The sequence below is a fragment of the Bradyrhizobium sp. SZCCHNR1098 genome, from assembly GCF_032489375.1.
Lineage (GTDB): Bacteria > Pseudomonadota > Alphaproteobacteria > Rhizobiales > Xanthobacteraceae > Bradyrhizobium.
In genome coordinates, this window is the sequence record NZ_JAUEXY010000010.1 from 1 (window position 1) to 23,290 (window position 23,290).

20 protein-coding genes are annotated in these 23,290 nt (G+C 66.3%); 8 read left to right on the forward strand and 12 right to left on the reverse strand.

Features of this window, described 5'->3' with window-relative positions:
* Positions 1–899: 899 nt before the first annotated feature.
* The 3 genes from alr to QX135_RS20990 all read right to left on the reverse strand — a co-directional run bounded on the left by alr (position 900) and on the right by QX135_RS20990 (position 5,539).
* Complete coding sequence (gene alr, locus QX135_RS20980; protein WP_316182541.1) at positions 900–2,093, reverse strand: alanine racemase; 1,194 nt, start codon at positions 2,091–2,093, stop codon at positions 900–902.
* A gap of 45 nt (positions 2,094–2,138) precedes the next feature.
* Positions 2,139–3,647, reverse strand: a complete 1,509-nt coding sequence (locus QX135_RS20985; protein ID WP_315755750.1) for a replicative DNA helicase — start codon at positions 3,645–3,647, stop codon at positions 2,139–2,141.
* A 641-nt stretch (positions 3,648–4,288) separates the two neighbouring features.
* A complete protein-coding gene (locus QX135_RS20990; protein ID WP_315780456.1) occupies positions 4,289–5,539 on the reverse strand; it encodes a cyclopropane-fatty-acyl-phospholipid synthase family protein in 1,251 nt (416 codons plus the stop codon).
* Between the two features lie 422 nt (positions 5,540–5,961).
* On the opposite strand from QX135_RS20990, the gene QX135_RS20995 reads away from it, so the two are divergent.
* Entirely contained in the window at positions 5,962–6,747 is a 786-nt protein-coding gene (locus tag QX135_RS20995) for a hypothetical protein (RefSeq protein WP_315739392.1), read from the forward strand.
* A 69-nt stretch (positions 6,748–6,816) separates the two neighbouring features.
* Here the strand turns inward: QX135_RS20995 and rplI are convergent, their stop codons facing one another.
* From rplI to rpsF, 4 genes are all read right to left on the reverse strand, one after another.
* Positions 6,817–7,410: a 50S ribosomal protein L9 gene (gene rplI / locus QX135_RS21000; RefSeq protein WP_315739393.1), complete on the reverse strand. Its 594-nt coding sequence runs from the start codon at positions 7,408–7,410 to the stop codon at positions 6,817–6,819.
* A gap of 49 nt (positions 7,411–7,459) precedes the next feature.
* Positions 7,460–8,410, reverse strand: coding sequence for a hypothetical protein (locus QX135_RS21005; RefSeq protein WP_316182538.1), 951 nt, complete (start codon positions 8,408–8,410; stop codon positions 7,460–7,462).
* 132 nt (positions 8,411–8,542) lie between these two features.
* Positions 8,543–8,782 (reverse strand): 30S ribosomal protein S18, encoded by a 240-nt coding sequence (gene rpsR, locus QX135_RS21010; RefSeq protein WP_008963441.1) that lies wholly within the window; start codon positions 8,780–8,782, stop codon positions 8,543–8,545.
* Positions 8,783–8,787: 5 nt separating this feature from the next.
* Positions 8,788–9,252 (reverse strand): 30S ribosomal protein S6, encoded by a 465-nt coding sequence (rpsF, locus tag QX135_RS21015; protein ID WP_315739396.1) that lies wholly within the window; start codon positions 9,250–9,252, stop codon positions 8,788–8,790.
* 372 nt (positions 9,253–9,624) lie between these two features.
* Between rpsF and fabD the strand changes: the two genes are divergently transcribed.
* The 7 genes from fabD (at position 9,625) to gmk (ending at position 16,763) form a co-directional block, all read left to right on the forward strand.
* Positions 9,625–10,584, forward strand: a complete 960-nt coding sequence (gene fabD / locus QX135_RS21020) for an ACP S-malonyltransferase (protein WP_316182536.1) — start codon at positions 9,625–9,627, stop codon at positions 10,582–10,584.
* Positions 10,585–10,617: 33 nt separating this feature from the next.
* On the forward strand, positions 10,618–11,355 hold the full coding sequence (gene fabG / locus QX135_RS21025; protein WP_315739398.1) for a 3-oxoacyl-[acyl-carrier-protein] reductase: 738 nt from the start codon (positions 10,618–10,620) through the stop codon (positions 11,353–11,355).
* Positions 11,356–11,791: 436 nt separating this feature from the next.
* Positions 11,792–12,031, forward strand: coding sequence for an acyl carrier protein (locus QX135_RS21030; RefSeq protein ID WP_006610957.1), 240 nt, complete (start codon positions 11,792–11,794; stop codon positions 12,029–12,031).
* A 220-nt stretch (positions 12,032–12,251) separates the two neighbouring features.
* Positions 12,252–13,517 carry a beta-ketoacyl-ACP synthase II gene (gene fabF, locus QX135_RS21035; protein WP_315739400.1) on the forward strand — a complete coding sequence of 422 codons (1,266 nt, stop codon included), beginning with the start codon at positions 12,252–12,254 and terminating at the stop codon, positions 13,515–13,517.
* A gap of 278 nt (positions 13,518–13,795) precedes the next feature.
* Entirely contained in the window at positions 13,796–15,088 is a 1,293-nt protein-coding gene (gene mltG, locus QX135_RS21040) for an endolytic transglycosylase MltG (RefSeq protein ID WP_316182534.1), read from the forward strand.
* Positions 15,089–15,212: 124 nt separating this feature from the next.
* Positions 15,213–16,100, forward strand: coding sequence for a YicC/YloC family endoribonuclease (locus QX135_RS21045; RefSeq protein ID WP_316182546.1), 888 nt, complete (start codon positions 15,213–15,215; stop codon positions 16,098–16,100).
* Between the two features lie 3 nt (positions 16,101–16,103).
* On the forward strand, positions 16,104–16,763 hold the full coding sequence (gene gmk, locus QX135_RS21050) for a guanylate kinase (protein WP_315739402.1): 660 nt from the start codon (positions 16,104–16,106) through the stop codon (positions 16,761–16,763).
* 8 nt (positions 16,764–16,771) lie between these two features.
* On the opposite strand, the gene QX135_RS21055 is transcribed toward gmk, so the two are convergent.
* The 5 genes from QX135_RS21055 to QX135_RS21075 all read right to left on the reverse strand — a co-directional run bounded on the left by QX135_RS21055 (position 16,772) and on the right by QX135_RS21075 (position 23,288).
* Complete coding sequence (locus QX135_RS21055) at positions 16,772–19,084, reverse strand: hypothetical protein (protein ID WP_316182531.1); 2,313 nt, start codon at positions 19,082–19,084, stop codon at positions 16,772–16,774.
* A 321-nt stretch (positions 19,085–19,405) separates the two neighbouring features.
* A complete protein-coding gene (locus QX135_RS21060) occupies positions 19,406–20,464 on the reverse strand; it encodes an alcohol dehydrogenase (protein WP_316182529.1) in 1,059 nt (352 codons plus the stop codon).
* Between the two features lie 27 nt (positions 20,465–20,491).
* The gene (gene rsmA / locus QX135_RS21065; protein ID WP_316182527.1) at positions 20,492–21,352 is read right to left on the reverse strand and encodes a 16S rRNA (adenine(1518)-N(6)/adenine(1519)-N(6))-dimethyltransferase RsmA; all 861 of its coding nucleotides are present in this window, start codon (positions 21,350–21,352) and stop codon (positions 20,492–20,494) included.
* A complete protein-coding gene (gene pdxA, locus QX135_RS21070) occupies positions 21,349–22,350 on the reverse strand; it encodes a 4-hydroxythreonine-4-phosphate dehydrogenase PdxA (protein WP_315777488.1) in 1,002 nt (333 codons plus the stop codon). The genes rsmA and pdxA overlap by 4 nt, the downstream gene beginning before the upstream one ends.
* The gene (locus QX135_RS21075) at positions 22,350–23,288 is read right to left on the reverse strand and encodes a SurA N-terminal domain-containing protein (protein WP_315739408.1); all 939 of its coding nucleotides are present in this window, start codon (positions 23,286–23,288) and stop codon (positions 22,350–22,352) included. Before QX135_RS21075 ends, pdxA begins: the two co-directional genes overlap by 1 nt.
* Positions 23,289–23,290 lie beyond the last annotated feature (2 nt).

Consider the following 23,290-nt stretch of genomic DNA (forward strand, 5'->3'; position numbering starts at 1 on the left):
CTACGTCAGCCCGGTTGAGTTCGAGCGCAAGGTGGGATTAGCTTGACCGGGTGTCCATCAAACCGGCAGCAGCTCACGGCCTCCACTCGTGAAATAGTGGTTTGGTGAATCCGAAAGGGCCCCCCACTACTGCTTGGCTGGGTCGATGTAGAGCAGTGAAAGCCGCGCGGCAAAATACGAAATTCTTCTGCGGTTTCAAGGTATCGCCCCTGTCCAGTCCTCGCGCGCAAAATATTCTACTTCCGTTTATCAGAAAATATGGTTTATTCGCTCCGTCCCACCTCGGCACGAGGGGCGTATCGCGATCGTCATGACACGCGGGGTGGGATGTGGTGGGCGCTTGGGGTCGCAGCATGGCTTGATGTCGTGCGGACGAACGGCTCGAGGCGCACGTTGAAAACGTATGGTCCTGGCATCCCGACGCTGATGCTACGCCGGTGGTGATGATGATCCGCCGGTCACGGGGGCAAGACAGCCCGGTCCCCGGGGAGAGTACGCATAAGGCGTAAAGCCATCGCGCAGGGAATGCCGGTTGACCGGCTGGACCTGTGGTGACTGCCGCCTGCTTTTTTTCTGCAGGCGGGCCATGGGTTGCGGCCAGCACCCGGCATTCCCTGCGCCCTCGTTCTGCAAGAGGGTGACATCGAGATGCAAGCCTCGGGCGTTTCATGCCGCGAGAACGACAGCGCATGTCAAAGCATCGTCATCGCGAGCGTCGCGCCGATCCCGTAGCCCGGATGAGCGCAGCGATATCCGGGTTCGCCGATACGGCGCATGGGACCCCGGATGTCGCTGCGCTCATCCGGGCTACGGCAGCGCGATTTGTCGCAACCGCGTGGCGATATCTATCCACGGCGTGGGAGCGGTCGTGCGCACCACAATCAGGGAGCGCGGCGCGATCAGCCCTCGGCGATTGTCGCCGCGCCGCCCTTGTAGATGCGATGATAGCGCCGGCCGAGATTGGTCAGGACTTCGTAGCCGATGGTGCCGAAATGATGCGCGAGCTCGTCGACCGTGATGCCCTCGCCGAGCAAGGTGGCGAAGTGACCGCGGCGGGCGGCCTTCGGCGGCAGGTCGGTGACATCCACCGCGATTAGGTCCATCGAGATGCGCCCTGCGATCGGGCAGCGTTGGCCGGCAATGATGACGTCAGCGCCGCGGGTGCCGTCGTTGGAGCTCGCCGCGCGGAAATAGCCGTCGGCATAGCCGGCGGAGAGGATCGCGATCTTTGTCGGGCGGCGCGCCGTCCAGGTGCCGCCATAGCCGACCGTGTCGCCACGGGCGAGGTCGCGCAACTGCACGATGCGCGCTCTTATCTCGGCCACCGGCTGCATCGGATTGTCGGCCTCCGGCGTCGGGTTGACGCCGTAGAGCGCTGCACCCGGGCGGACCATGTCGAACTGGAACGAGGCGCCGAGGAAGATGCCGGAGGAGGCGGCAAGCGCGGCGGGCACGCCGGTGAAGACGCTGGCGACCTCGCGGAATGTCGCGAGCTGGCGCGCGTTCGACGGGCTGTTGATCTGCTCGGCGGAGGCCAGATGGCTCATGACCAGCGTGATGCCGTGGTCGCCGCTCTGGATGCGCGGGATCATGCCCTGCGCATCGATCGGGGTGAGGCCGAGCCGGTTCATGCCGGTGTCGACATGGACGGCGGCGCCGCCCTTCCAGCCAGTGCGGCGGCAGAAGATGTCCCATTCGGCGAGCTCGTTGAGCTCGCCGATGACCGGGCGGCAGTTGATCGCGGCGTAGTCGTCGCCGGTGTTCTGGAAGAAGCCGTCGAGCACGTAGAGCGCGGCCGTGTCGGGCAGGGCCGCGCGGGCGACCTTGGCCTCGGCGAGCGTCGCGACGAAGAAGGTCTTGCAGCCGGCGGCCGCGAGCGTGCGCGCCACCTGCGGGATGCCGCAGCCATAGGCGTCGGCCTTGATCACGCCGGCGCATTCGGCCGGCACCGCGGTCTTTTCCAGCTTGCGCCAATTGGCGGCGAGCGCGTCGAGATCGATGGTCAGCACGCCGGTGGCGCTGGCCGGCACCTGGACCTCCTCAGGACCGGGGGCGGGCTGATCAGCGGCGGGTTTCAGATCGGGAACGCTCATGTCGCGCTTTTACGCGGTGCAGCGTCCCGGTTCAACAGCACACGGTCAATAGTCGTGATGCTGCGGCGGCAGGCCGTCATGGGCGAGGTCGCCGAAGCGCGTGACCGAGGCGTCGAAGTGCAATTCAACCGTGCCGGTCGGACCATGGCGCTGCTTGCCGATGATCACCTCGGCCTTGCCGAGCGCCAGATCCATTTCCATCTGCCACTTCTGATGCTCCTCGGTGCCGGGGCGCGGCTCCTTGGCGGCGAGGTAGTACTCGCCGCGATACACGAACAGCACCACGTCGGCGTCCTGCTCGATCGAGCCGGATTCGCGCAGGTCCGACAGCTGCGGCCGCTTGTCCTCGCGGTTCTCGACCTGACGCGACAGCTGCGACAGCGCGATGATGGGAACGCTGAGCTCCTTGGCCAGCGCCTTCAGGCTGGTGGTGATCTCGGTGATTTCCTGCACGCGGTTGTCGTTGCCGCGTTTGCCCGAGCCCGACAGCAGCTGGATGTAGTCGATCACCAGGAGGTCGAGGCCCTTCTGGCGCTTCAGGCGGCGGGCGCGCGCCATCACCTGCGCGATCGAGATGCCGCCGGTTTCGTCGACATAGAACGGCAGCGACTGCAGCTCGATCGAACATTCGCGCAGCTTCTCGAAATCAGCCTCGGTGATGCCGCCGCGGCGGATGTGGCTCGATGGAATGCCGCTGCGCTCGGCGATGATACGGGTGGCGAGCTGCTCGCCGCTCATTTCGCAGGAAAAGAACCCGACCACGCCGCCCTGGGCGGCCCGATAGGTGCCGTCCGGCTGCAATTCGGGAACATAGGCCTGGGCGACGTTGTAGGCGATGTTGGTGGCGAGCGAGGTCTTGCCCATGCCGGGACGGCCGGCGAGGATGATCAAGTCCGAATGCTGCAGGCCGCCCATCTTGGCGTCGAGATCGCGCAGGCCCGTCGAGATGCCGGACAGCTTGCCGTCGCGCTGGAACGCCTTGGCGGCCATGTCGAGCGCGGTCGTCAGCGCCTGGGAGAATTTCTGGAACCCGCCGTCGTAGCGTCCGGACTCGGCGAGCTCGTACAGCCGGCGCTCGGCGTCCTCGATCTGGTTGCGCGGCGCGAAGTCGACCGGCGCGTCATAGGCGACGTTGACCATGTCCTCGCCGATGCCGATCAGATCGCGGCGCAACGACAGGTCGTAGATGGTGCGGCCATAGTCCTGGGCGTTGATGATCGTGGTCGCTTCGGCCGCGAGCCGCGCCAGATACTGCCCGACGGTCATGCCGCCGATGTCGACGTCGGCGGGCAGGAACGTCTTCAAGGTCACGGGCGTCGCGACCTTGCCCATCCGGATCAGGCTGGACGCGGTCTCGAACACGGTCTGGTGCAGCGGCTCGAAGAAATGCTTCGGCTCGAGGAAGTCGGACACGCGATAGAACGCGTCGTTGTTGACCAGGATCGCGCCGAGCAGACCCTGTTCCGCCTCGATGTTGTGAGGAGCGCTGCGATAGGCCGGCGTTGCTGCGTCAGCCGGCGCCAGCTTGTGAACGTTCGAATCGGTGAGTGCCATGACCGCGTGTTTAGCAGCTTTGAAGGGGAGGGGATAAAGCGCCAGTCGCGCGCGAAGCGGAAGCGAAAGCTGAGCGCTATTCACCGTCCGGTAAATCTGGTGGATGAATCCGGACTCGCCAGATGTCGCGCTTGACGGAACCGGGGGGACTCAACGCCGCGCAGGCGGGAGCGACGCGCCGCTGCAATCAGGGAACGCGATCGTTCGACAGTTCTGCGATATGGGAACGGGAGCCGGCACGCCCAGGCGCGCCACGGCCGCAAGCGGATCCGCGCGGGACGTCAGACCAGCAGCAGATAGAGGAGGGCGAGGAGGGAGGCACCCACGCCGGCGGCAATCAGCGCGTAGTCGGTGCTGAAGTCGGTCTGCGGTTCCAACATGGCTCTGGTGGGGCTCTGGGACATGCGGGGACACTACGGCCAGGCTTTCCCGGGGTCTGTGAGCCAGTTCACAGACCGCACGATTTGTTTGAAAATTTGAGTCGGATGGGCATGATCTCGCGCGCGAGACGCAACCTGTCCACCGCGCGTCTCAAAATTGAACCCGAGCCCGGCGGGGCGCTGCCGAGCGAATGCGGGCATCCGTCTCTGCAAGACCATCGCACTGACGCCGCCCTCCGCTGTCGTCCCGGGCCGCGCGCGCTACTCCCCCGCCATTCGCAGCGCCGGACGGCTGCCGCGCTCGCGCGCCCGCAGCCGCGTCTCCTCACGGGGAATGTAGTCGCGCGTCATCGGCACGACGCCCTGGCGCTTCGTCAGCTGGATCTGGACATTCATCAGGTTCTGCTTGCGGAACGCCATCTCCGATATCGCCAGGTAGAACTCCCACATCCGCGCGAAGCGCTCGTCATAGAGCTGCACGGCCTCGTCGCGCCGGGCCATGAAGCGTTCGCGCCACGCCTTCAGGGTCTCCGCGTAGTGCAGCCGCAGGACCTCGATGTCGCAGACGAGCAGCCCGGCGCGCTCGATCGCCGGCAGCACCTCCGAGAGGGCTGGGATGTAACCGCCGGGGAAGATGTATTTGGCGATCCATGGATTGGTCGCATCCGGCCCCCCGGAGCGTCCGATCGAATGCAGCAGCATGACGCCGTCGTCCGCGAGCAGCTCGGCGCAGCGGCGAAAGAAGGTGTCGTAGAAGGCGACCCCGACATGCTCGAACATGCCGACCGAAACGATGCGGTCGAAGGTGCCGGGCACGTCGCGATAATCCTGCAGCAGGAAGTGGGCGGAGGCGGAGAGGTTACGTTCGGCCGCGCGGGCCTCGGCAACCTGCAACTGCTCGGCCGACAAGGTCACGCCGGTCACGTCGGCATCACACATCTCGGCCAGGTAGAGTCCAAGCCCGCCCCAGCCGCAGCCGATGTCGAGGATGCGATGGCGGCGGCCGATCAGCAGCTTGGCCGCCAGATGACGTTTCTTGGCGAGCTGGGCCTCGTCCAGCGTCGCGTCCGACGTCTCGAAATAGGCGCAGGAATATTGCCGGTCGGCATCGAGGAACAGCGAATACAGCCGGCCGTCGAGATCGTAATGATGGGCGACGTTGCGGCGCGCGCGTCCCCTGACGTTGAGCTGGCGCAGATGGCGGGCCAGGTAGCGCAGCCACCATTGCGGTTTTGCCCAGTCGGGCACCACGGCCGGCTGGCTCATCACGATCGACAGCAGATCCGCGATCGATCCCCGTTCGACCACGAACGAGCCGTCCATATAGATCTCGCCGAGCGCGAGCTCGGGATTGGCCAGAAGCCGGCGCTCGGCTTCATGGGTCAGGAATCGTGCCGCCACGGGAACACCGGTTCCATCCCCGCAGCTGAACGTCGTGCCGCTGGCGGTCGTAAAGCTGATCGACCCACGGCAAATGAAGCTACTCAACAGACTTCGCAGCAAACGGTCCATCCACACCACCCAACGAGCCATCCCGTGAGTTGTTGACTTTCCCGGCCGTCGCACTCGACGCATCGAGAACCGATTGGTTCCCTATCATCATCTTGTTATGTTACTCAGCGGGCACAAGCCGACGCCACTGCCATGAACACAACGCCGATATTCCGTCATGTCATTGATCGATGGACATCTCAGCGCAGGAACATCTGTGCGCTTTCATTCGCTCCGCAATCCGTTAAAAAGGCCGCGGCCGCCGGCCTTTTGGCCGGTGTCCGGCATCTGACCGCCGGACGAGGTCTGAAGGAATCGCCATCGAGGGCGTGGAGCGACCGCAACGTCCGCTGTCACGTTCGGCTGATAGCGAGAGGAAACACGGCAGCAGATGTCGCGCGGGGGCGGCGCCGTGTGGGCGAAACCATAGCTGGAGAATGAGAATGGTGGGCCGAGCGCTCAATTTGGCGACGGTGGTGGCGGTGTTCTGCATGGGCTTTGCGGGGGCCGCCGTTGCGCAGGAAAATCTCGATGCGGGCAAGAGTCCTGCGCAGATCTACAACGGGACCTGCGTGGTCTGCCACAAGTCGCCACGCGGCCTGGTCAAGAACACCTCGGCCGGCTCGCTGCCCGGGTTTCTGCGCCAGCATTACACGACGAGCCCCGAGATGGCCGGCGTGCTCGCCAACTACCTGATTGCGAACGGCGCTGCAGATGCGCGCTACACGGGCCATTCGGCCAAGGACGGCAAGGAGACGCGGTCCGAGCGCCGCGCTCGGTCGGCCGCCACCGAGCCGTCGGAGGCGAAGCCAGCCGCCGCGGATGCTGCTGCCAGCCCAGGCGAGCCGCGCCGCCGTTCGGGTCATCACTCCAAGCGCTCCGCGCCGGCCGAGGCGAAGCCCGACGCGGCAGCGGATCCAACCGCTGCGCCGGCCGATGGCGAGGGCAGCGCGCCCGCGAAGAAGGGCAGGCTCGGCAAGCGCAAGAAGCCGGCCCAGGAGGGCTCGGCTGCGGAGGAGACGCGCGGCGAGCCGACCGGTGCGACCCGGCCGTCGCCGTCGCGCGAGGACAGCGCCGCCGGCTCCGAGCCGCCGCGGGTCGAGCCGGCGAGATCGAGCGACGCCGCCCCGGCGCTGCGGGCCGATCCGGTCCCACCGGTGACGCCGGCGCCGGCCACGACCCAGTCGGTGCCGTCGGATCCCTCGGTTCCGTCCTCGCCCTCGCGGTGAGACGACAATGAAAAAATGAAAAAGCCCGGCTCGTTGAGCCGGGCTTTCCCGCAAATGGGCTGAGCGCGCTTACTGCTGCGCGGGCTCGCCGGCAGCGCCCTCGTCCTGGGCCTCCGGATCGAAGAACTCGCCGGCGGCGGCAATCGCTTCGGCGGCGGCGTCGCGGTCCTCCTGGCGGGTCGAGATGTCCTCGCCGCGCTTGATGCGCTCGGCCTCGTCGGCGCTGCGGGCGACCGTCACGGTCACGGAGGTCTCGACCTCCGGGTGGATCGCGATGGTGATCGTTTGCTTGCCGATCGTCTTGATCGGGGCGTCGAGCCAGACCTGCGGCCGGCTGACGGTGATGCCGTCGGCGGCGAGCGCGGCGACGATGTCACGCACCGAGACCGAGCCGAACAGCTGGCCGGATTCGGAGGCCTGGCGGATGATGACGATGTCGCGGCCGTCGATCTTCTCGGCGACCTTGGCCGCCTCGCCCTTGGCCTTGATGTTGTTGGCCTCGAGATCGGCCTTCATGCCCTCGTACTTGGCCTTGTTCTCGGCCGTCGCCCGCAGCGCCTTCTTGCGCTTCAGCAGGAAGTTGCGGGCGAACCCGTCCTTGACCTTCACGATCTCGCCCATCTGGCCGAGCTTGGCGACACGTTCCAGCAGAATGACTTCCATCGATGTTCTCCTTGTGATGTTCGGAAGCGGTTGGTGTGAGGTTGAGCCTTTACGGCACCGGCAAAGGCGGCGGCTGCCGCGGGCCGAAACGGTGGCGGAGGTCGAAGGCGGCGTCGGCGAGGCCGAGGACGATCATCGCCAGCATGGGGATCGGCCAGATGAAGGTCAGCATCAGCGCGTAGGCGAGGCCGAGCCAGAGCGGCCGGGTGCGCAGTGGCAAGGTCAGCGTATGCAGGACCGCGAAGCCGGTCAGCGCATAGGCGGTCAGCAGCGCTGCGGCGGCGATCCGCGCCAACATGCCGATCAGTTCGCCAGGGAAGCAGAAGGCGATGATCGCAAACAGCGCCGGAAGCGTCATCAGCGGCAGCTTGGTGTCGCGCAGGCGAGGCCATGGGCGCATCAGCCGGCCGGAGATCGCCGTGATCTTTGCGGCTGCCAGAACGTTGAGCGACAGGATCGTGGTCATGATCACCGCGGCCATGGGTGGCGCCATGAAGACCAAGAGCTCGATCAGCCGGGGAATGTCGACCGCGTCGGTCGACGTGACGGTATTGCCGAGCACGCGCGACAGCAGCCGCCTGAGACCCTGATTGGTGGCCGTCATGTCGGTGCCGAAGGAGAACGCGGCGATCAGCGCTGCGATCATCGCGATCCACAGCAGGATATGGCCGGGCGGATACCATTCGATGCCATCCTGGCCGGACGGGCTGGTCGTCGGACGGCCGAGCAGGACGAGGTGGCCGAGCCACCAGGCCGGCAGCGTCACCGAGACGGCAAAGGCGAGAGCGCGATCGAAGCCGAAGATGGCCAGCACGCAAGCGGTTGCTACGAGACCGCCGATGACAGCGCAAAGCCGGCCCCAGGCGATTGCGGCGACCAGCAGCGGCACGGGCGCGAGCAGCGCAAGCACGAGCGCCGTCATCACGCCCGACCCGGTCGAGGCGAACATGACCGCGGAGGCAGCGCCTGCCGCGAGCGCGATGAGAAGCGTTCCGATCATCAGCTGTCCCGCTCCCTTCGAGCGGTTAGAGGCGTGGTGGCCCCAACCATCGGCGACCGGACGACCCGGAAGCCTTATGAGAATTCAACGAGAGGAGCCGGCGGCGCGGGGCCGCCGGTCCGAGGTCCGCAATCAGCGGATGACGTAGGGCAGCAGGCCGAGGAAGCGGGCGCGCTTGATGGCGCGCGCGAGCTCGCGCTGCTTCTTTGCCGAGACGGCCGTAATGCGGCTCGGCACGATCTTGCCGCGCTCGGACACGTAGCGCATCAGCAGCTTGGAGTCCTTGTAGTCGATCTTCGGCGCGTTCGGCCCGGAGAACGGGCAGGTCTTGCGGCGGCGGAAGAACGGGCGACGTGCGGGGGCTTCAGCCATTGATCTTACTCCTCGTCCGCAGTTTCTTCGTCACGGGGACGGCGCGGGGGACCGCGATCACCACGGTCGCCACGATCACCGCGGAAACCGCCGCCATCGCGCTCACCGCGGAAGCCGCCGCCACGGTCGTCGCGCTCACGGTCGCGATCGGCCTTGCGCATCATCGCCGACGGACCTTCCTCGAGCTCGTCGACGCGGACGCTCAGGTAACGGATCACGTCCTCGCTGATCCGCTCCTGACGCTCGATCTCGGCGATCGCCGCCGAAGGCGCGTCGATGTTGAGCAGCACGAAGTGCGCCTTGCGGTTCTTGTTCATGCGGTAGGTGAGGGAGCGAACGCCCCAATTCTCGGTCTTGGTGATCTTGCCGCCGAGACCTTCGACGATGCCGGTCATCTGGGCTGTCAGTTCTTCCACCTGCTGGGTGCTCGCGTCCTGACGCGCGAGAAAAACATGCTCATAAAGAGGCATGGCTGTCCTTTCCATGTTGGCGCAGATCCCGGCGTCAAGCCCTTCGAGCCCTTGTGGAAAGGACTCGCAGACGTCAGCTCAGAAGGCGGGAACACGGGACGACGGGCCGACTGGCCCTGCCCCATCAAAGTCGCCTGGACATCCTGGAGGAGATACATCCCCAGGATCGAGCAAGGTTAATTTGCTGGGACCGTCCGTTCAGCTCCCGGCTCGGGATCCACGGATGGCGGGCCTTATACCGATTTTCGGCGCCAAGGCAAGGGAAAGTGGTCGAATTGCGCCCGTCACGCGCTTGACATCCCGGCCTTTGCCAGTGTCTTTCCGGCCAAAGCTACTCAATTCCAGGGATTTTGGAACGTTCAGGGGGCGGCCATGACGGCAGCATTCACTTTTCCGGGGCAGGGGTCCCAGGCCGTCGGCATGGGCAAGGCGCTCGCGGACGCCTTCCCGGTCGCCCGCTCCGTGTTCGAGGAGGTCGACGCCGCCCTCGGCGAGAAGCTGACCGCCCTCATCTGGGAAGGCCCGGCCGAAACCCTGCAATTGACCGAGAACGCCCAGCCCGCCCTGATGGCGGTTTCGATGGCAACCTTGCGGGTGCTGGAGGCCGAGGCGGGGTTCTCGGTCGGGCGTGATGCGGCCTTCGTCGCCGGCCACTCCCTCGGCGAATATTCGGCACTCGCGGCTGCCGGCAGCCTGACCATCGCCGACACCGCCCGCCTGCTGCGGACGCGCGGTCTCGCCATGCAGAAGGCCGTTCCGGTGGGCGTCGGCGCCATGGCCGCGCTGCTCGGGATGGATTACGAGGCCGCCGTGGCTGTCGCCGACGAGGCGGCCCAGGGCGAGGTCTGCCAGGCCGCCAACGACAATGGCGGAGGGCAGGTGGTGGTGTCCGGCAACAAGGCCGCCGTCGACCGCGCGGTCGAGATCGCGCGCGGCAAGGGCGCCAAGCGCGCCATGCTGCTGCCGGTCTCCGCGCCGTTCCATTGCAAGCTCATGCAGCCGGCGGCGGACGTCATGGCGGAGGCGCTGTCCAGGGTCACCATCAACGCGCCGGCCGCGCCGCTGGTCTCGAACGTGCTCGCGGCGCCGATCAGTGATCCCGACGAGATTCGCCGTCGCCTGGTCGAGCAGGTCACGGGTACGGTGCGCTGGCGCGAATCGATCGCCTACATGGCGAGCCAGGGCGTGACGCGGTTTTTCGAAATCGGCGCCGGCAAGGTGCTGAGCGGCCTGGTCAAGCGGATCGCGGATGGTGCGGTCGGCGTCGCCGTCGGCGGGCCGGCGGACATCGCGGCCGCCAAGGATGCCTTGGCCGCGGCCAAAACGTCGTAAAGGGCCGCGTGCAGCGGCATTGAGGAGAGTTTGATGTTCGATCTGAGTGGCAGGACCGCGCTGGTCACCGGCGCGACCGGCGGCATCGGCAATGCGATCGCCAAGGCATTGCATGCCCAGGGAGCGACCGTGGCCGTTTCCGGCACCCGGCGCGAGGTGCTCGAGACCCTCGCGGGCGAGCTGGGCAGCCGCGTGCACGTGCTGCCTTGCAATCTGTCGGATACGGCCGAGGTCGAGGCGCTGGTACCGGCCGCCGAACAGGCCATGGGGCAGGTCGACATTCTCGTCGCCAACGCCGGCATCACCCGCGACAACCTGTTCGTGCAGCTGCGCGACGAGGATTGGGACGAAGTGATCAAGGTCAACCTGACCGCGACATTCCGCCTCTCGCGTGCGGCCACCAAGCTGATGATGCGCAAGCGCTTCGGCCGCATCATCGCGATCACCTCGATCGTCGGCGTCACCGGCAATCCGGGGCAGGGCAATTACACGGCGTCCAAGGCCGGCATCATCGGCATGATCAAGACGCTCGGCGCCGAATATGCCAAGCGCGGCGTGACCGCCAACTGCATCGCCCCGGGCTTCATCAAGACACCGATGACCGACGCGCTGAACGAGAAGCAGCGCGAGTCGATCCTCGCCAAGGTGCCGGCGGCGCGGTTGGGCACGCCCGAGGACATTGCTGCAGCTGCGGTGTACCTCGCCTCAAACGAGGCGGCCTATGTCACGGGCCAGACCATCCACGTCAATGGCGGCATGGCCATGATCTAGGCTCTGCCGCGGCTCGGAATGCGGCGAAAAGACGTCGCGACCACCATACCGGGCCGTGTGGTCAATGATTCGCGTGTATGGTAACCGGGCGGCTGATGGGGGCACGAAGAACGCCATTGCAGGATTTCCAAACCCTGTATATTGGCGGGGCGAGCTACCATCGTTCGCCGGGCCTCCGTCGACTGGTGCTGCTGATCCGGGTTTCTGTTTGAGCGCTCTGGATCGGAGGCGTACCGGCCTCATGGAGAGTGTGGATTGGAGTTTGTGAGTGGCCCCGTTTCCGAAGTTTTCGGACCGCAAGTCGTCCGCCAAATTTCGGTAAAGGGGCGCTGCGGGGCAAATCTGGTTTTGCGCGATCGCGAAGGAAGTTTAGCGGCCGGGGTGATGCGGATCATCCGGGGGTCGGGTCTTAAAGGAACAAGCACGAGGTTGAACGATGAGTGAGATTGGCGAGCGGGTTAAGAAGATCGTGGTCGAACACCTTGGTGTCGAGCCCGAGAAAGTGGTCGACAACGCGAGCTTCATTGACGACCTCGGTGCTGACAGCCTCGACACGGTCGAGCTCGTCATGGCCTTCGAGGAAGAGTTCGGTTGCGAGATTCCGGACGACGCCGCGGAAACGATCCTGACTGTCGGCGACGCCACCAAGTTCCTCGAGAAGAACGCCAAGAGCTGACGCTCTAGCGAAGTTGCGCGAAACCGGCCGATCCGTCTTGTGCGGTCGACCGGTTTCTTGCTGTTGGCGGCGTCGCGATGAGCCGTCATCTGGCGGCCGGCGACGGACGATTCGGACGCGCTGCCTGGCCAGAACGTGTTACTCGAACAATTGACCCGAGGTGCGGCGACGGCAGTCAGCCGATCCACAAGCGCTCAAGGTCGGGTCTGGAGAAACGAACATGAGGCGGGTTGTCGTCACTGGCCTTGGCATGGTTTCGCCGCTTGGCTGTGGTGTGGAAACGACCTGGCAGCGCATCCTTCAGGGCAAGAGCGGTGCGCGCTTGATCGAGTCGTTCGATGTCTCCGATCTTCCCGCCAAGGTGGCCTGTCAGGTGCCGCGCGGCGATGGCTCCGACGGCACCTTCAATGCCGACCAGTGGATGGAGCCGAAGGACCAGCGCAAGGTCGACGATTTCATCATTTTCGCGATGGCTGCGGCGCGTCAGGCGCTCGATGACGCCAACTGGCATCCGGCAACGGAAGAGGACCGCTGCGCCACCGGCACGTTGATCGGGTCCGGCATCGGTGGCCTCTCGGGCATTGCCGACACTGCGATCCTCCTGAAGGAGCGTGGTCCGCGCAAAGTGTCGCCCTTCTTCATTCCCGGACGTCTGATCAACCTCGCCTCGGGCTATGTCTCGATCGAGCACGGGCTCAAGGGCCCCAATCATTCGGTGGTCACCGCCTGCTCGACCGGCGCGCATGCGATCGGCGACGCCAGCCGCCTGATCGCGCTCGGCGATGCCGATGTCATGGTCGCCGGCGGCACCGAATCGCCGATTTGCCGAATCGGCATGGCCGGGTTCTGCGCGGCGCGCACGCTGTCGACCGGATTCAACGAGACGCCCGAGCGGGCATCGCGCCCTTACGACAAGGACCGCGACGGCTTCGTGATGGGCGAGGGCGCCGGTGTGGTCGTGCTCGAGGAGTATGAGCACGCCAAGGCACGCGGCGCGCGGATCTACGCCGAAGTCTCCGGCTACGGACTGTCCGGAGATGCCTATCACATCACCTCGCCATCTCCGGACGGCGACGGCGGCTTTCGCAGCATGAGTGCCGCCTTGAAGCGTGCCGGCATCACGGCAGCCGATCTCGACTACATCAACGCCCACGGCACCTCGACGCAGGTCGGCGACGAGATCGAGCTCGGCGCCGTCGAGCGTCTGCTCGGCAATTCCGCGTCGAAGATCTCGATGTCCTCGACCAAATCGTCGATCGGTCATCTCCTGGGAGCTGCGGGCGCCGTCGAAGCGATCTTCAGCATTCTCGCGATTCGGGATAACATCGCTCCGCCGACGATCAACCTGGAGAACCCGTCGGTGGAGACCGCGATCGACCTCGTGCCGCATGCGCCTCGCAAACGCGAGATCAACGTGGCGCTGTCGAACTCGTTTGGTTTCGGCGGCACCAACGCGTCGGTGGTTTTGCGGCGCGTGGCGAACTAGTGCGGAAGGACGGATGCCGCTCGGGCCGATTGTCGCTTGGTCACGTGGATATCCGACTGCAGCCACACTAGAACCCAAGACTTCGCGTGTCCTTCGCAGGTCGGCCTTCGGCGCCGATGCGGTAAGTGGATGCGCATGGCGGTGAGGCCCGGCGAAAACACCTTTTCGCCGTATTCGATGACGACATGACGAATCGTTAAATTGGGCGTGGACTTCAGGTCGCTTGCGTTGGGGAGCGCACGGCCGCGACGAGAGCGACAGGACTGAAGGTTGCATCGATGAGTGAACGGCCGCCCATCTCACCCCGCAGCCCGCGCGCAGCGCTGGAGCCGGAACGCGTGCCGCCGCCGCCGCGCCGCTCCGACCGCGCCCGCAATCCGTTCGTGGTGGTCGGCAATGCGATCATCACCTTGCTCATCCTGGCCATGCTCGGCGTGGGCGCGGCCTACTATTATGGACGGCAGATCCTCGAAGCGGCAGGACCGCTGCAGGAGGACAAGATCGTCAACATCCCGCAGCGCGCGGGTAAACGCGATATTGCCGACGTACTCGCGCGTGAAGGCGTGATCGACGTCAATCCGTGGATCTTCATTGGTGGGGTCTATGCCCTGAAGGCCAGTTCCGACCTCAAGCCGGGCGAGTATGCGTTCCAGAAGAATGCGTCGTTGCGCGACGTGATCGGCGTCATCGTCGAAGGCAAGGTCGTGCAGCATTCGGTGACCGTGCCCGAGGGCCTGACGTCAGAGCAGATCGTGGCCCGCCTGTCCGAAAACGAGATCTTCACCGGCAGCGTCCGCGAGATTCCGCGCGAAGGCACGTTGTTGCCGGAGACCTACAAGTTCCCGCGCGGCACCAGCCGCGATCAGGTCGTGCAGCGCATGCAGCAGGCGCAGAAGCGGGTGTTGGCCGAGATCTGGGAACGGCGTAGTCCGGATCTGCCGGTCAGGACGCCGGAGCAGCTGGTGACGCTGGCTTCAATCGTCGAAAAGGAGACCGGCAAGCCCGACGAGCGCAGCCGGGTGGCCGCCGTATTCGTCAACCGGCTGAAGCAGAGGATCAAGCTGCAGTCCGATCCGACCATCATCTATGGTCTGGTTGGCGGCAAGGGCACGCTGGGCCGTCCGATCAAGCGCAGCGAGATCACCCAGCCGTCGCCCTACAACACTTATGTGATCGAGGGCCTGCCGCCGGGACCGATCTCCAACCCCGGCCGCGCCTCGCTGGAAGCGACGGCCAATCCAGCGCGCACGCGCGATCTCTATTTCGTCGCCGACGGCACCGGCGGCCATGCGTTCACTGAAACCTACGACCTGCACCAGAAGAACGTCGCCAAGCTCAGGGCGATGGAGCGGCAGACCCAGAACGACACGGTCGAGCCCGACGAGGCGCCGCCTGCCGTCGCGGGCGGCACGGCCGATCCGGCGGCCGGAGCGGCGGCCCCACGGGCTCCCGCAGCGGCAAAGAAGCCGCCGGCCAACCGCGCCACCGGCGGAGTTGCACCGGGGGCCGCACCTGGCAATGGCGCCCGTCAGGGGGCGGCGCAGCCGAGCCCGCCGGTCGTTCAGCAATAATTTCCCACGCATGTCGGCCGCGCAGAACCGGGCTTAACATTTGCCCAAAAGGCCGTAAGGTTCGCGCACTTTTGGCGGGGGCTGAGTCTGTCCTCGTTCCCAATGTGCCGGAGACATGGACGAAATGGCGCTGTCGAGCATGACCGGCTTTGCCCGTAGCCACGGAGCAAGCGGTCCCTACTCGTTCGAGTGGGAGTTGAAGTCGGTCAACGCCAAGGGATTGGACATCCGGGTGCGGTTGCCGCAGGGCTGGGACGAGGTCGAGGCCTTCGCCAAGAAGCGCGCAACGGGAGTCCTGTCGCGCGGCACCGTCTATGCGAATCTCACCGTCAAGCGCACCGAGACCGGGTCGACGGTGCGAATCAACGAGGACGTGCTGGCTGCGGTGGTGAAGATGGCGAGCTCGCTTGCGGGCCGGATCGACGCGGTCGCACCGAGCATCGATGGGCTGTTGTCGATCAAGGGCGTGATCGAGGTAGCGGAGCCGGAGAGTGACGAGGCCGAGGACAAGGCCGCCAAGGAGGCGGCGATCGCGGCGTTCGAGACCGCGCTGAAGCATCTCGTCGAGATGCGCCGGCGCGAGGGCGACACACTCGGACAAATCCTCAATCAGCGCGTCGACGAGATCGAGGCGCTGGCGAAAAAGGCGGAGGCATCGCCGGGCCGCAAGCCCGAGGCGATCAAGGCGCGGCTGGCCGAGCAGGTGGCAGCGCTGCTTGAGACCTCCGATCGTTTCGATCCCGATCGCCTGGCGCAGGAGGCGCTGCTGATCGCGGCCAAGGCCGACGTGCGCGAGGAGCTCGATCGCATTGCCTCGCACATCGCGCAGGCGCGCGAGATGCTCGGCAAGGGCGGGCCTGTCGGCCGCCGGCTCGACTTCCTCGCCCAGGAATTCCATCGCGAAGTCAACACCACCTGCTCGAAGTCGAACGATATCGAGCTGACGAACATCGGCCTCGAGATGAAGACCGTGGTCGAGCAGTTCCGCGAACAGGTTCAGAATCTGGAGTGATCCATGGCGGCTCACGACGGAAGCTTCGATGGGGTCGAGCGGCGCGGCCTGATGTTCGTGCTGTCATCGCCTTCGGGGGCGGGCAAGACGACGCTGTCGCGCCTGCTGATCGAGCGCATGCCGGGCCTGCGGATGTCGGTTTCGGCGACGACGCGTCCGATGCGCCCCGGTGAGATCGACGGCCGCGACTATCACTTCGTCGACCGGGCGCGCTTCGAGGACATGGCCAAGCGCAACGAGCTGCTCGAATGGGCCACCGTGTTCGACAACCGCTATGGCACGCCACGCGCGCCGGTCGAAGCGGCGCTCTCCGGCGGCCAGGATGTGCTGTTCGACATCGACTGGCAGGGCACGCAGCAACTGCGCGAGAAGGCGCGGCAGGACGTCGTCAGCGTGTTCATCCTGCCGCCGTCCGCCGCCGATCTCGAGAAGCGGCTGCATACGCGTGCGCAGGACTCCGATGAGGTCATACGCGGGCGCATGAGCCGCGCCAGTCACGAGATGAGCCACTGGGCGGAGTACGACTACATCGTCATCAACCGCAACGTCGACGATGCGTTTGCCGAGGTGCAGTCGATCCTCAAGGCAGAGCGCCTGAAGCGCGAGCGCCGGACCGGATTGACGACCTTCGTCCGCGAGTTGCAGCGCCAGCTCGAAAGCTGAGGCGCCTGTCACGCCCGTCGGCCGAGGCGCGCCAGGATGTCCTGGATGCCGTCGAGCGACTCATCCTGCTGAATGTTGCGCGGCCGCGGCCGCAGCGCGGGCGGCCGCGGAATGAAGTCGAGCGGCGGGGTCGCCGGGTCCTCGAACGGCGTCGGCACGAACAGGGGGCGCTGCTGCTGCGGCCGCTGCGCCTGCGGTCTGTCGATGGGGAGCGCGGCGGGGATCGACGACCGCGATTCCAGGAGACTCATCAGTCGGGCCGCGGGATCATCATGCATGTGCGCGACGTTCTGCTGAGCCTCGACGGAGAACTCCTCGTGCTCCTCCTGCTGCGGCTCTGCCTCCAGCTCGTCTTCGGGCAATGAAAAGCGCGACTGCAGAAGGTTGATCAGCGCCGCCGCGGGATCGTCGAACTCATCGTCTTCGGCGGCAGGGGCCTCCGACATCATCGCGGGTCCGGCCATGGCGATGTCATCGTCAGGCTGAGGGGCCGGTTGTCGTGCCGCATGCGCGCGAAGCGTCTCGATCAGTGCGGCCGCTGGATCGGCTGGTGTCGTCGACGGCGCGCGCGTGGGTTGATCGGGCATCGCGGGAACGGGCTGAGCGGCCGGCTGGCCGCCACGCAGACGGTTCGTCAGGTGTTGCGACGCCGGCGTGGTCTGGGGTGCCGCGTCCTCATGCGCTGGCGGAGCCGTCTCAGCGAGGACCGCTGCAGCCGGAGCATCGCCAGCCTCGCCGGGTTGCGTGGTACGCCGCTTGGCCGCGCGCGATACCAGCAGCGCGGCAATCACCTTGGCGGCGTCGACCGGGGCGCCGGCAGAGGGGGACGCGGCTTCGCTGCTGCGGGCCTTGCGCAGCGCCGACACGATTTCGCTGACGTCGACAGGGGCGGGTGGGGCGGCGCTCGTGGCAGCCTGCGTCGGTGGCGGGGCGGGTGGCGGCATCGGTGCGGCCGCCTGGACGCGGGTGGGATTCGCAGGTTCAACTCGCTGCGCAGCCGGCCAGGGCTCGGCGGGTGCGGTCGGCGCCGCATAGGTCGGCGAGCGCTGCGAGGCGGCTGCGGCACTCGCCTGGGCTGCTGCAATCTTGGTGGCAGTGGCCTGCGCCGCGGCCATCTGGGCAGCCGTCAGTTGTGCTTGCGCCGGAGCAGCAGGCGATGGGGTAATTGCGGCAACCGGCGATGGCTGCACGTTGGCCGCAGCGGCCTGTGCCCCGGAAGGCTCAGCCCGGCGCACCGCTGCGCGATCCACCAGCTCATCGACCGCCTGCCACACTGCGTCGGTGGACTGCGACCGTTGCATCTCCGCAGCCGCGTCCCGGTCGCGTCGGCGTGCGGCCACGGCCGGGTGATCCTGATGCTGGGGAGACGGCGCCGGTCGCTGTGCACGGGGGTCGATCTGGTCCGTTGAAGCGGACAGCCGCGCGCTGGCGAGGTCGAGCGCCGAAGCCGGCTGAGAGCCGCGGCTGCCGCCTGGATGGGATGGTGCCGCCGGCATGCTGCCGCGGTTCGCACGCATCCCGCCCTGCGGCGCCTTGGACCGTGGTTTGATGCGACTACGGCGCATCCGTACTGCGTCCGCGTGCCAGCTGCCGTTGCGCCGTTGCCGCCGTCCCATCCGGCTGAGCCGATAGAGCGCGCTCGCCAGCAGTCCTGAAATCGCGAGTGCGCCGATCACCACGAGCATGAGCACGTGGATGGGCGCTTCGGGCTTGCTCGGCTTGGGTGCGATGATCGGCCCGTCGGCAGGCGGCGCCGCATTCGCGTCCGGCTCCACATTGCCGTCGTCGGCCATTGCCGGCGGCGGCGCATCGGCCGCAATCGGGTCAGCCTGTTGCGGCGGGGCAGAGGGCCAGGGCGAGCTATCGAGGCTGCGCGGCAGGCTGGCGTCCGACGCCGTCAGCGTCGTCCGTGTGGCGAGGGTCTGCGGCTTCGGCGTGCCTCGCACGGCGAGATCGGTACGCAGCCGCGGCTGCGGCGCTTCTGCGAGGGCATCGCTGGTGCGAACGACCGGGCCATCGGTGCGTCTTGGCGTCAGTTTGGGTGGAGCGGGCTGGGCGAAGTCCCAGGGAGCCGGCTGCTGCGTCGTCCGTATCGGTGCCGCGGCGTCACGGGGGTTGCCGTTGGCGTCTTTCAGATACCAGCAACGCCGATTGGTGCCACGATCGAAACGATAGTACCAGCGTTGCGCGTCGGACTTCTCTCCCGTCGGCTCGGTCAGACATTCCTCCGCCGCGAAGACGACGCGCGGCAGCACGAGCACGACGGTGCCAGCGATTCCGGCAGCAATGGCAAATGCAACTCCTGCCGTTCGGCTTGCCATTGAAGACTCCGGATACGCTTACGCAACGGCGCGTTCTCGGAGACAAGTTGGGTGGCAATGAGCCGCAATTCCGGATTAATTCTGTCTCGATCCTTTCGTGTCCGAGTGCGGCTTTTTTCCCACAAGAGGATTTGCATCGCGCCGCGATTTTGGCCGCGCTATCGCGCCAAATCGGTCACATCGGTGAAGATGGACCCGGTTTTTCACCCTCAGAGATTAAGGGCGTTACACCGACAACCTCTGCGTTTGTGGACAAATGATTGGCAGCAGCGGCAGCGGTGCAGCACCGCCGCCGCGTCCGATGTCGCAACAGGCGACGGATCAGTTCGTCAGCACCACACGTCCGACCACATGGCCGGCGCGCAGCGCATCGATCCACTTCTGTACGTCAGCCATCGGCTCCTCGCGCATCGGCGGCGGCTTGATCTTGCCGGCGCGCGCGAGCGCCATCAACTCGTGCGCCTCGGCCAGCGTGCCGACCATGAAGCCCTCGATGGTCATGCGCTTGTACACCCATTGAACCATCGGCAGGGTGAACTGGCCGCCCATCAGTCCGGAGACGACGATCTTGCCGCCGCGTGCAACGACGGACACCGCAAAGGCCATCGACTTCTCGTTGCCGGCGAAATCGACGACCTCGTCGAAGCCGCCCTCGGTCTCCTTGAGGATGCGCTTGATCACATCCGGCTCGGCCGGATCGTAGGCCGTCGCGGCGCCATTCTTCAGCGCGGTCTCGCGCGCAGCCGCCGAGAGGTCGGCCACCGAGATCGGTTGCTTGAACATCGCCTGCGCGAACGACAGGCCCATCATGCCGACGCCGCCGAGTCCGATCAGCAGCAGATTGCGCTGGCGCGGCCGATCCACGAGGCGCTTGAGCGCGCCATAGGCCGTTACGCCGGAGCACATCAGCGTCGCGGCCTGGTTGACCGGCAGCGGATCATACTCCAGCAGATATTTCGCGTCGGGCACCAGCACGTGCGTGGCGAAGCCGCCGTCGATGGAGACGCCGAGGAAGCGCTGCTTGGCGCACAAATTCTCGTCGCCATTGGCGCAATCGCGGCATTGGCCGCAGCCGATCCACGGAAACACTGCGCGGCGCGCGCCGATCAGCTCCTTCGGCACATCGGGTCCGACCTCGTCGACGACGCCGGCGATCTCATGCCCGAGCGTGAAGGGCAGGGTCATGCCGCGTGTGGTGTCGAGTCGCTTGCCATTGCCGAGATCGGCATAGCCGTCCTGGATATGCAGGTCGGAGTGGCACAGGCCGCAGCGCTCGATGCGAACCAGAACTTCCCGGCCTTGCGGCTTCGGCGTCTCGACGATCGTCTCGCACAGCGGTGCATCGAACTTGACGAGCGACTGACGGCGCATCAACGCCATGATGAAACTCCCTGAAATGCTTGTTGATTAAGACTTGTTCTCGTTGCGACTATTGGTCAATTCGCGGGCCATGGCAACAAAGCCGGAAACCGGAATGGTCTCGGCGCGGCGGGTGGGATCGACGCCTGCGGCGGCCGCGAGCCGCACGGGATCCGCCGGCAGCGACTTCAGGCTCTGCCGCAGCATCTTGCGGCGCTGGCCGAAGGCGGCGGCCGCGACCTGCTCGAGCGCGCGGCGGTCGCATGGTTCGGGCGAAGGGCGCGGCACCAGCCGCACCACCGACGAGGTGACCTTCGGCGGCGGCACGAAGGCCGACGGCGAGATGTCGAACAGGATCTTGGTCTCGCAGCGCCAGTTGGCGAGCACGCCGAGCCGGCCATAGGCGTCCTCGTTCTCGCGCGCGACGATGCGCTCGGCGACCTCGCGCTGAAACATCAGCACCATCATGTCGTACCAGGGCGGCCACGGCTCTACGGAAAGCCAGCCGATCAAGAGATGCGTGGCGATGTTGTAGGGTAGGTTGGCGACGATCTTCGCCTTGGTGCTGCCGAGATAGGGCCGGACGTCGAAGGTGCGGGCGTCGGTGCAGACGATTTCGAGCCGCCCCGGATAGCGCGCAGCGATCGCCTGCAGCGCTGGGATCGCGCGCTCGTCGTGCTCGACCGCGATCACGTGGCGCGCGCCGAGCGCGAGCAGCGCCCGCGTCAGGCCTCCCGGGCCGGGGCCGATCTCCACCACCGTGGCGTCCTCAAGCGGACCCGCGGCGCGCGCGATCCGGGCGGTGAGATTGAGATCGAGCAGGAAGTTCTGACCGAGCGCCTTGCGCGCCGACAGCTGATGTTCGCGAATGACCTCGCGCAGCGGCGGGAGGTCGTCGATCGCGCTCATGACGACTGGCTGGCCATGCGCGCCGCGAGCTCGAGCGCCGCGATCAGGCTCGCCGGATTGGCGGTGCCCTTGCCGGCAATGTCGAAGGCCGTGCCGTGGTCGGGCGAGGTGCGGATGAAGGGCAGGCCGAGCGTCACGTTGACGCCCTCGTCGAACGCCAGAGTCTTGATCGGGATCAGTGCCTGATCGTGGTACATGCAGATGGCGCAGTCATAGGTCTTGCGCGCAGCTTCATGAAACATCGTGTCTGCCGGCAGCGGTCCCTTCACGTCGAGCCCGGCGTTGCGCAACGTCGCGATCGCCGGCGCGATGATCGTGTCCTCCTCGCCGCCGAGCGTGCCGTCCTCGCCCGCATGCGGATTGAGTCCCGACATGGCGATGCGGGGCCGCGCCACGCCGAAATAGCGACGCAGGCTCGCCGCGACGATTCGCGTCGTCGACGTGATCAGCGGGCTCGTCAGCTGTTCGATCGCATCGCGCAACGCGACGTGGATCGTCACCGGCACCACGGCGAGAACAGGCGACCACAGCATCATGACCGGCTGTGGCGTGGCCCCACCATCGGCGGCGAGCTCGGCGAGAAATTCGGTATGGCCGGGATGCGAGAAGCCGGCGCGGTAGAGGACGGCCTTGGCGATCGGGTTGGTCACGACGGCGCTGGCGCGTCCGGCCCTCACGTCGGCCACGGCCTCCCGGATCGAGCCGATGGCCGCCTCGGCACTCGTCATGTCCGGGCGGCCCGGCAGGGCCGTCACGGCGTGCCCGGTGGAGACCACGGGCAGCGCGGTCGCAAACGCCTGCGCCGCTTGTTCGGGACGAACCTCGTCCACAGTGACGGGGAGGTCGAGCAGCTTGGCGCGCTGAGCCAGGAAGGCCGGATCACCGCGCACGTAGAAGGCGGGGAGTCCGAGCTCGGTGCGGCGCAGCCACGCTTGCAGGGTGATGTCGGGGCCGATGCCTGCCGGTTCCCCCAGGGTCAGCGCGAGCGGCTTCGTCATCAGCGATATTCGATCATCGCCGCCTTGCGGACTTCCTGCAGATAGGCCTTGGAGGTGGCCTCGTATTTCTTGGTATACATCTGCTCCTTGATCTCGCGCTTCTTCGGCGTGTCGATCGTGGTCGGAGTCCGCGAGCAGAGCGCCACCATCTGAATGCCCTGCCGTGTCGCTTCCGGCGGAGTCAGGTGGCCGATCGGCGTGTCATCGAGCAGCTTGCGCAGATTCGGCGGAATGTCGGCGGACGTCTTGACGACGATCTCCTTGATGACCGCATTCGCCGTCGTCTTGAAGATGTTGTTGGCTTCGGCGCAGGTCTGCACCCGTGAGCGCAGCGCCTCCGCCTCCTTGTGACGTGCCTCCATCAAGCCCTGGTTCGAGGAGTTCGACACGATCAACACGATCGGCTGCATCTTGTACTCGAACGCTTGGCCCTGCTGATCGCCGTCGCCGCCGGCGGCGGCGACAGCCGCGGCGACGTCCTTGTCGGAGACGAGCAGCCGCTCCTTGTAGCGGCCGCGCACCAGGCTGCTCCAGACGATCTCGGCCTTGATGCGGGCCTTCAGCGTCTCCGGCCGCACGCCCTGGCTCTCCAGCGATTTGGTCAACTGTTCCGGGTTGAGCCGCATGCGAGAGCCCATGCCGGCAAACGACTGGTCGACGTCGGAGGCAGTCGGCTCGACGCCGTACTTCTTGCCCTCCTTGATCTTCACCTTGTCGTCGATCAGCTCGTCGATGATCTCCTGGCGGGACTGATGCTTGCGCGTGCTCAGGAAGTTCAGCTTGGTGCGCTGCTCGATGTCATAGTCGGTGATGGGATCGCCATTGACCATGACGACGATGCTCTGGGCGCGAGCCGACATCGTTCCGATGCCGCAGACGAGTGCGGCAAGAGTGCAGATGGCCAGGGCCCGAAGGCGAGGAGAGAACGCGATCGTCATGA

What these genes read in the sequence shown, in the direction of transcription:
- alr (WP_316182541.1), bottom strand. Translation starts at nt 2,093, where the DNA reads ATGAGCGTTCCCGATCTGAAACCCGCCGCTGATCAGCCCGCCCCCGGT.
- QX135_RS20985 (WP_315755750.1), bottom strand. Translation starts at nt 3,647, where the DNA reads ATGGCACTCACCGATTCGAACGTTCACAAGCTGGCGCCGGCTGACGCA.
- QX135_RS20990 (WP_315780456.1), bottom strand. Translation starts at nt 5,539, where the DNA reads ATGGACCGTTTGCTGCGAAGTCTGTTGAGTAGCTTCATTTGCCGTGGG.
- QX135_RS20995 (WP_315739392.1), top strand. Translation starts at nt 5,962, where the DNA reads ATGGTGGGCCGAGCGCTCAATTTGGCGACGGTGGTGGCGGTGTTCTGC.
- rplI (WP_315739393.1), bottom strand. Translation starts at nt 7,410, where the DNA reads ATGGAAGTCATTCTGCTGGAACGTGTCGCCAAGCTCGGCCAGATGGGC.
- QX135_RS21005 (WP_316182538.1), bottom strand. Translation starts at nt 8,410, where the DNA reads ATGATCGGAACGCTTCTCATCGCGCTCGCGGCAGGCGCTGCCTCCGCG.
- rpsR (WP_008963441.1), bottom strand. Translation starts at nt 8,782, where the DNA reads ATGGCTGAAGCCCCCGCACGTCGCCCGTTCTTCCGCCGCCGCAAGACC.
- rpsF (WP_315739396.1), bottom strand. Translation starts at nt 9,252, where the DNA reads ATGCCTCTTTATGAGCATGTTTTTCTCGCGCGTCAGGACGCGAGCACC.
- fabD (WP_316182536.1), top strand. Translation starts at nt 9,625, where the DNA reads ATGACGGCAGCATTCACTTTTCCGGGGCAGGGGTCCCAGGCCGTCGGC.
- fabG (WP_315739398.1), top strand. Translation starts at nt 10,618, where the DNA reads ATGTTCGATCTGAGTGGCAGGACCGCGCTGGTCACCGGCGCGACCGGC.
- QX135_RS21030 (WP_006610957.1), top strand. Translation starts at nt 11,792, where the DNA reads ATGAGTGAGATTGGCGAGCGGGTTAAGAAGATCGTGGTCGAACACCTT.
- fabF (WP_315739400.1), top strand. Translation starts at nt 12,252, where the DNA reads ATGAGGCGGGTTGTCGTCACTGGCCTTGGCATGGTTTCGCCGCTTGGC.
- mltG (WP_316182534.1), top strand. Translation starts at nt 13,796, where the DNA reads ATGAGTGAACGGCCGCCCATCTCACCCCGCAGCCCGCGCGCAGCGCTG.
- QX135_RS21045 (WP_316182546.1), top strand. Translation starts at nt 15,213, where the DNA reads ATGGCGCTGTCGAGCATGACCGGCTTTGCCCGTAGCCACGGAGCAAGC.
- gmk (WP_315739402.1), top strand. Translation starts at nt 16,104, where the DNA reads ATGGCGGCTCACGACGGAAGCTTCGATGGGGTCGAGCGGCGCGGCCTG.
- QX135_RS21055 (WP_316182531.1), bottom strand. Translation starts at nt 19,084, where the DNA reads ATGGCAAGCCGAACGGCAGGAGTTGCATTTGCCATTGCTGCCGGAATC.
- QX135_RS21060 (WP_316182529.1), bottom strand. Translation starts at nt 20,464, where the DNA reads ATGGCGTTGATGCGCCGTCAGTCGCTCGTCAAGTTCGATGCACCGCTG.
- rsmA (WP_316182527.1), bottom strand. Translation starts at nt 21,352, where the DNA reads ATGAGCGCGATCGACGACCTCCCGCCGCTGCGCGAGGTCATTCGCGAA.
- pdxA (WP_315777488.1), bottom strand. Translation starts at nt 22,350, where the DNA reads ATGACGAAGCCGCTCGCGCTGACCCTGGGGGAACCGGCAGGCATCGGC.
- QX135_RS21075 (WP_315739408.1), bottom strand. Translation starts at nt 23,288, where the DNA reads ATGACGATCGCGTTCTCTCCTCGCCTTCGGGCCCTGGCCATCTGCACT.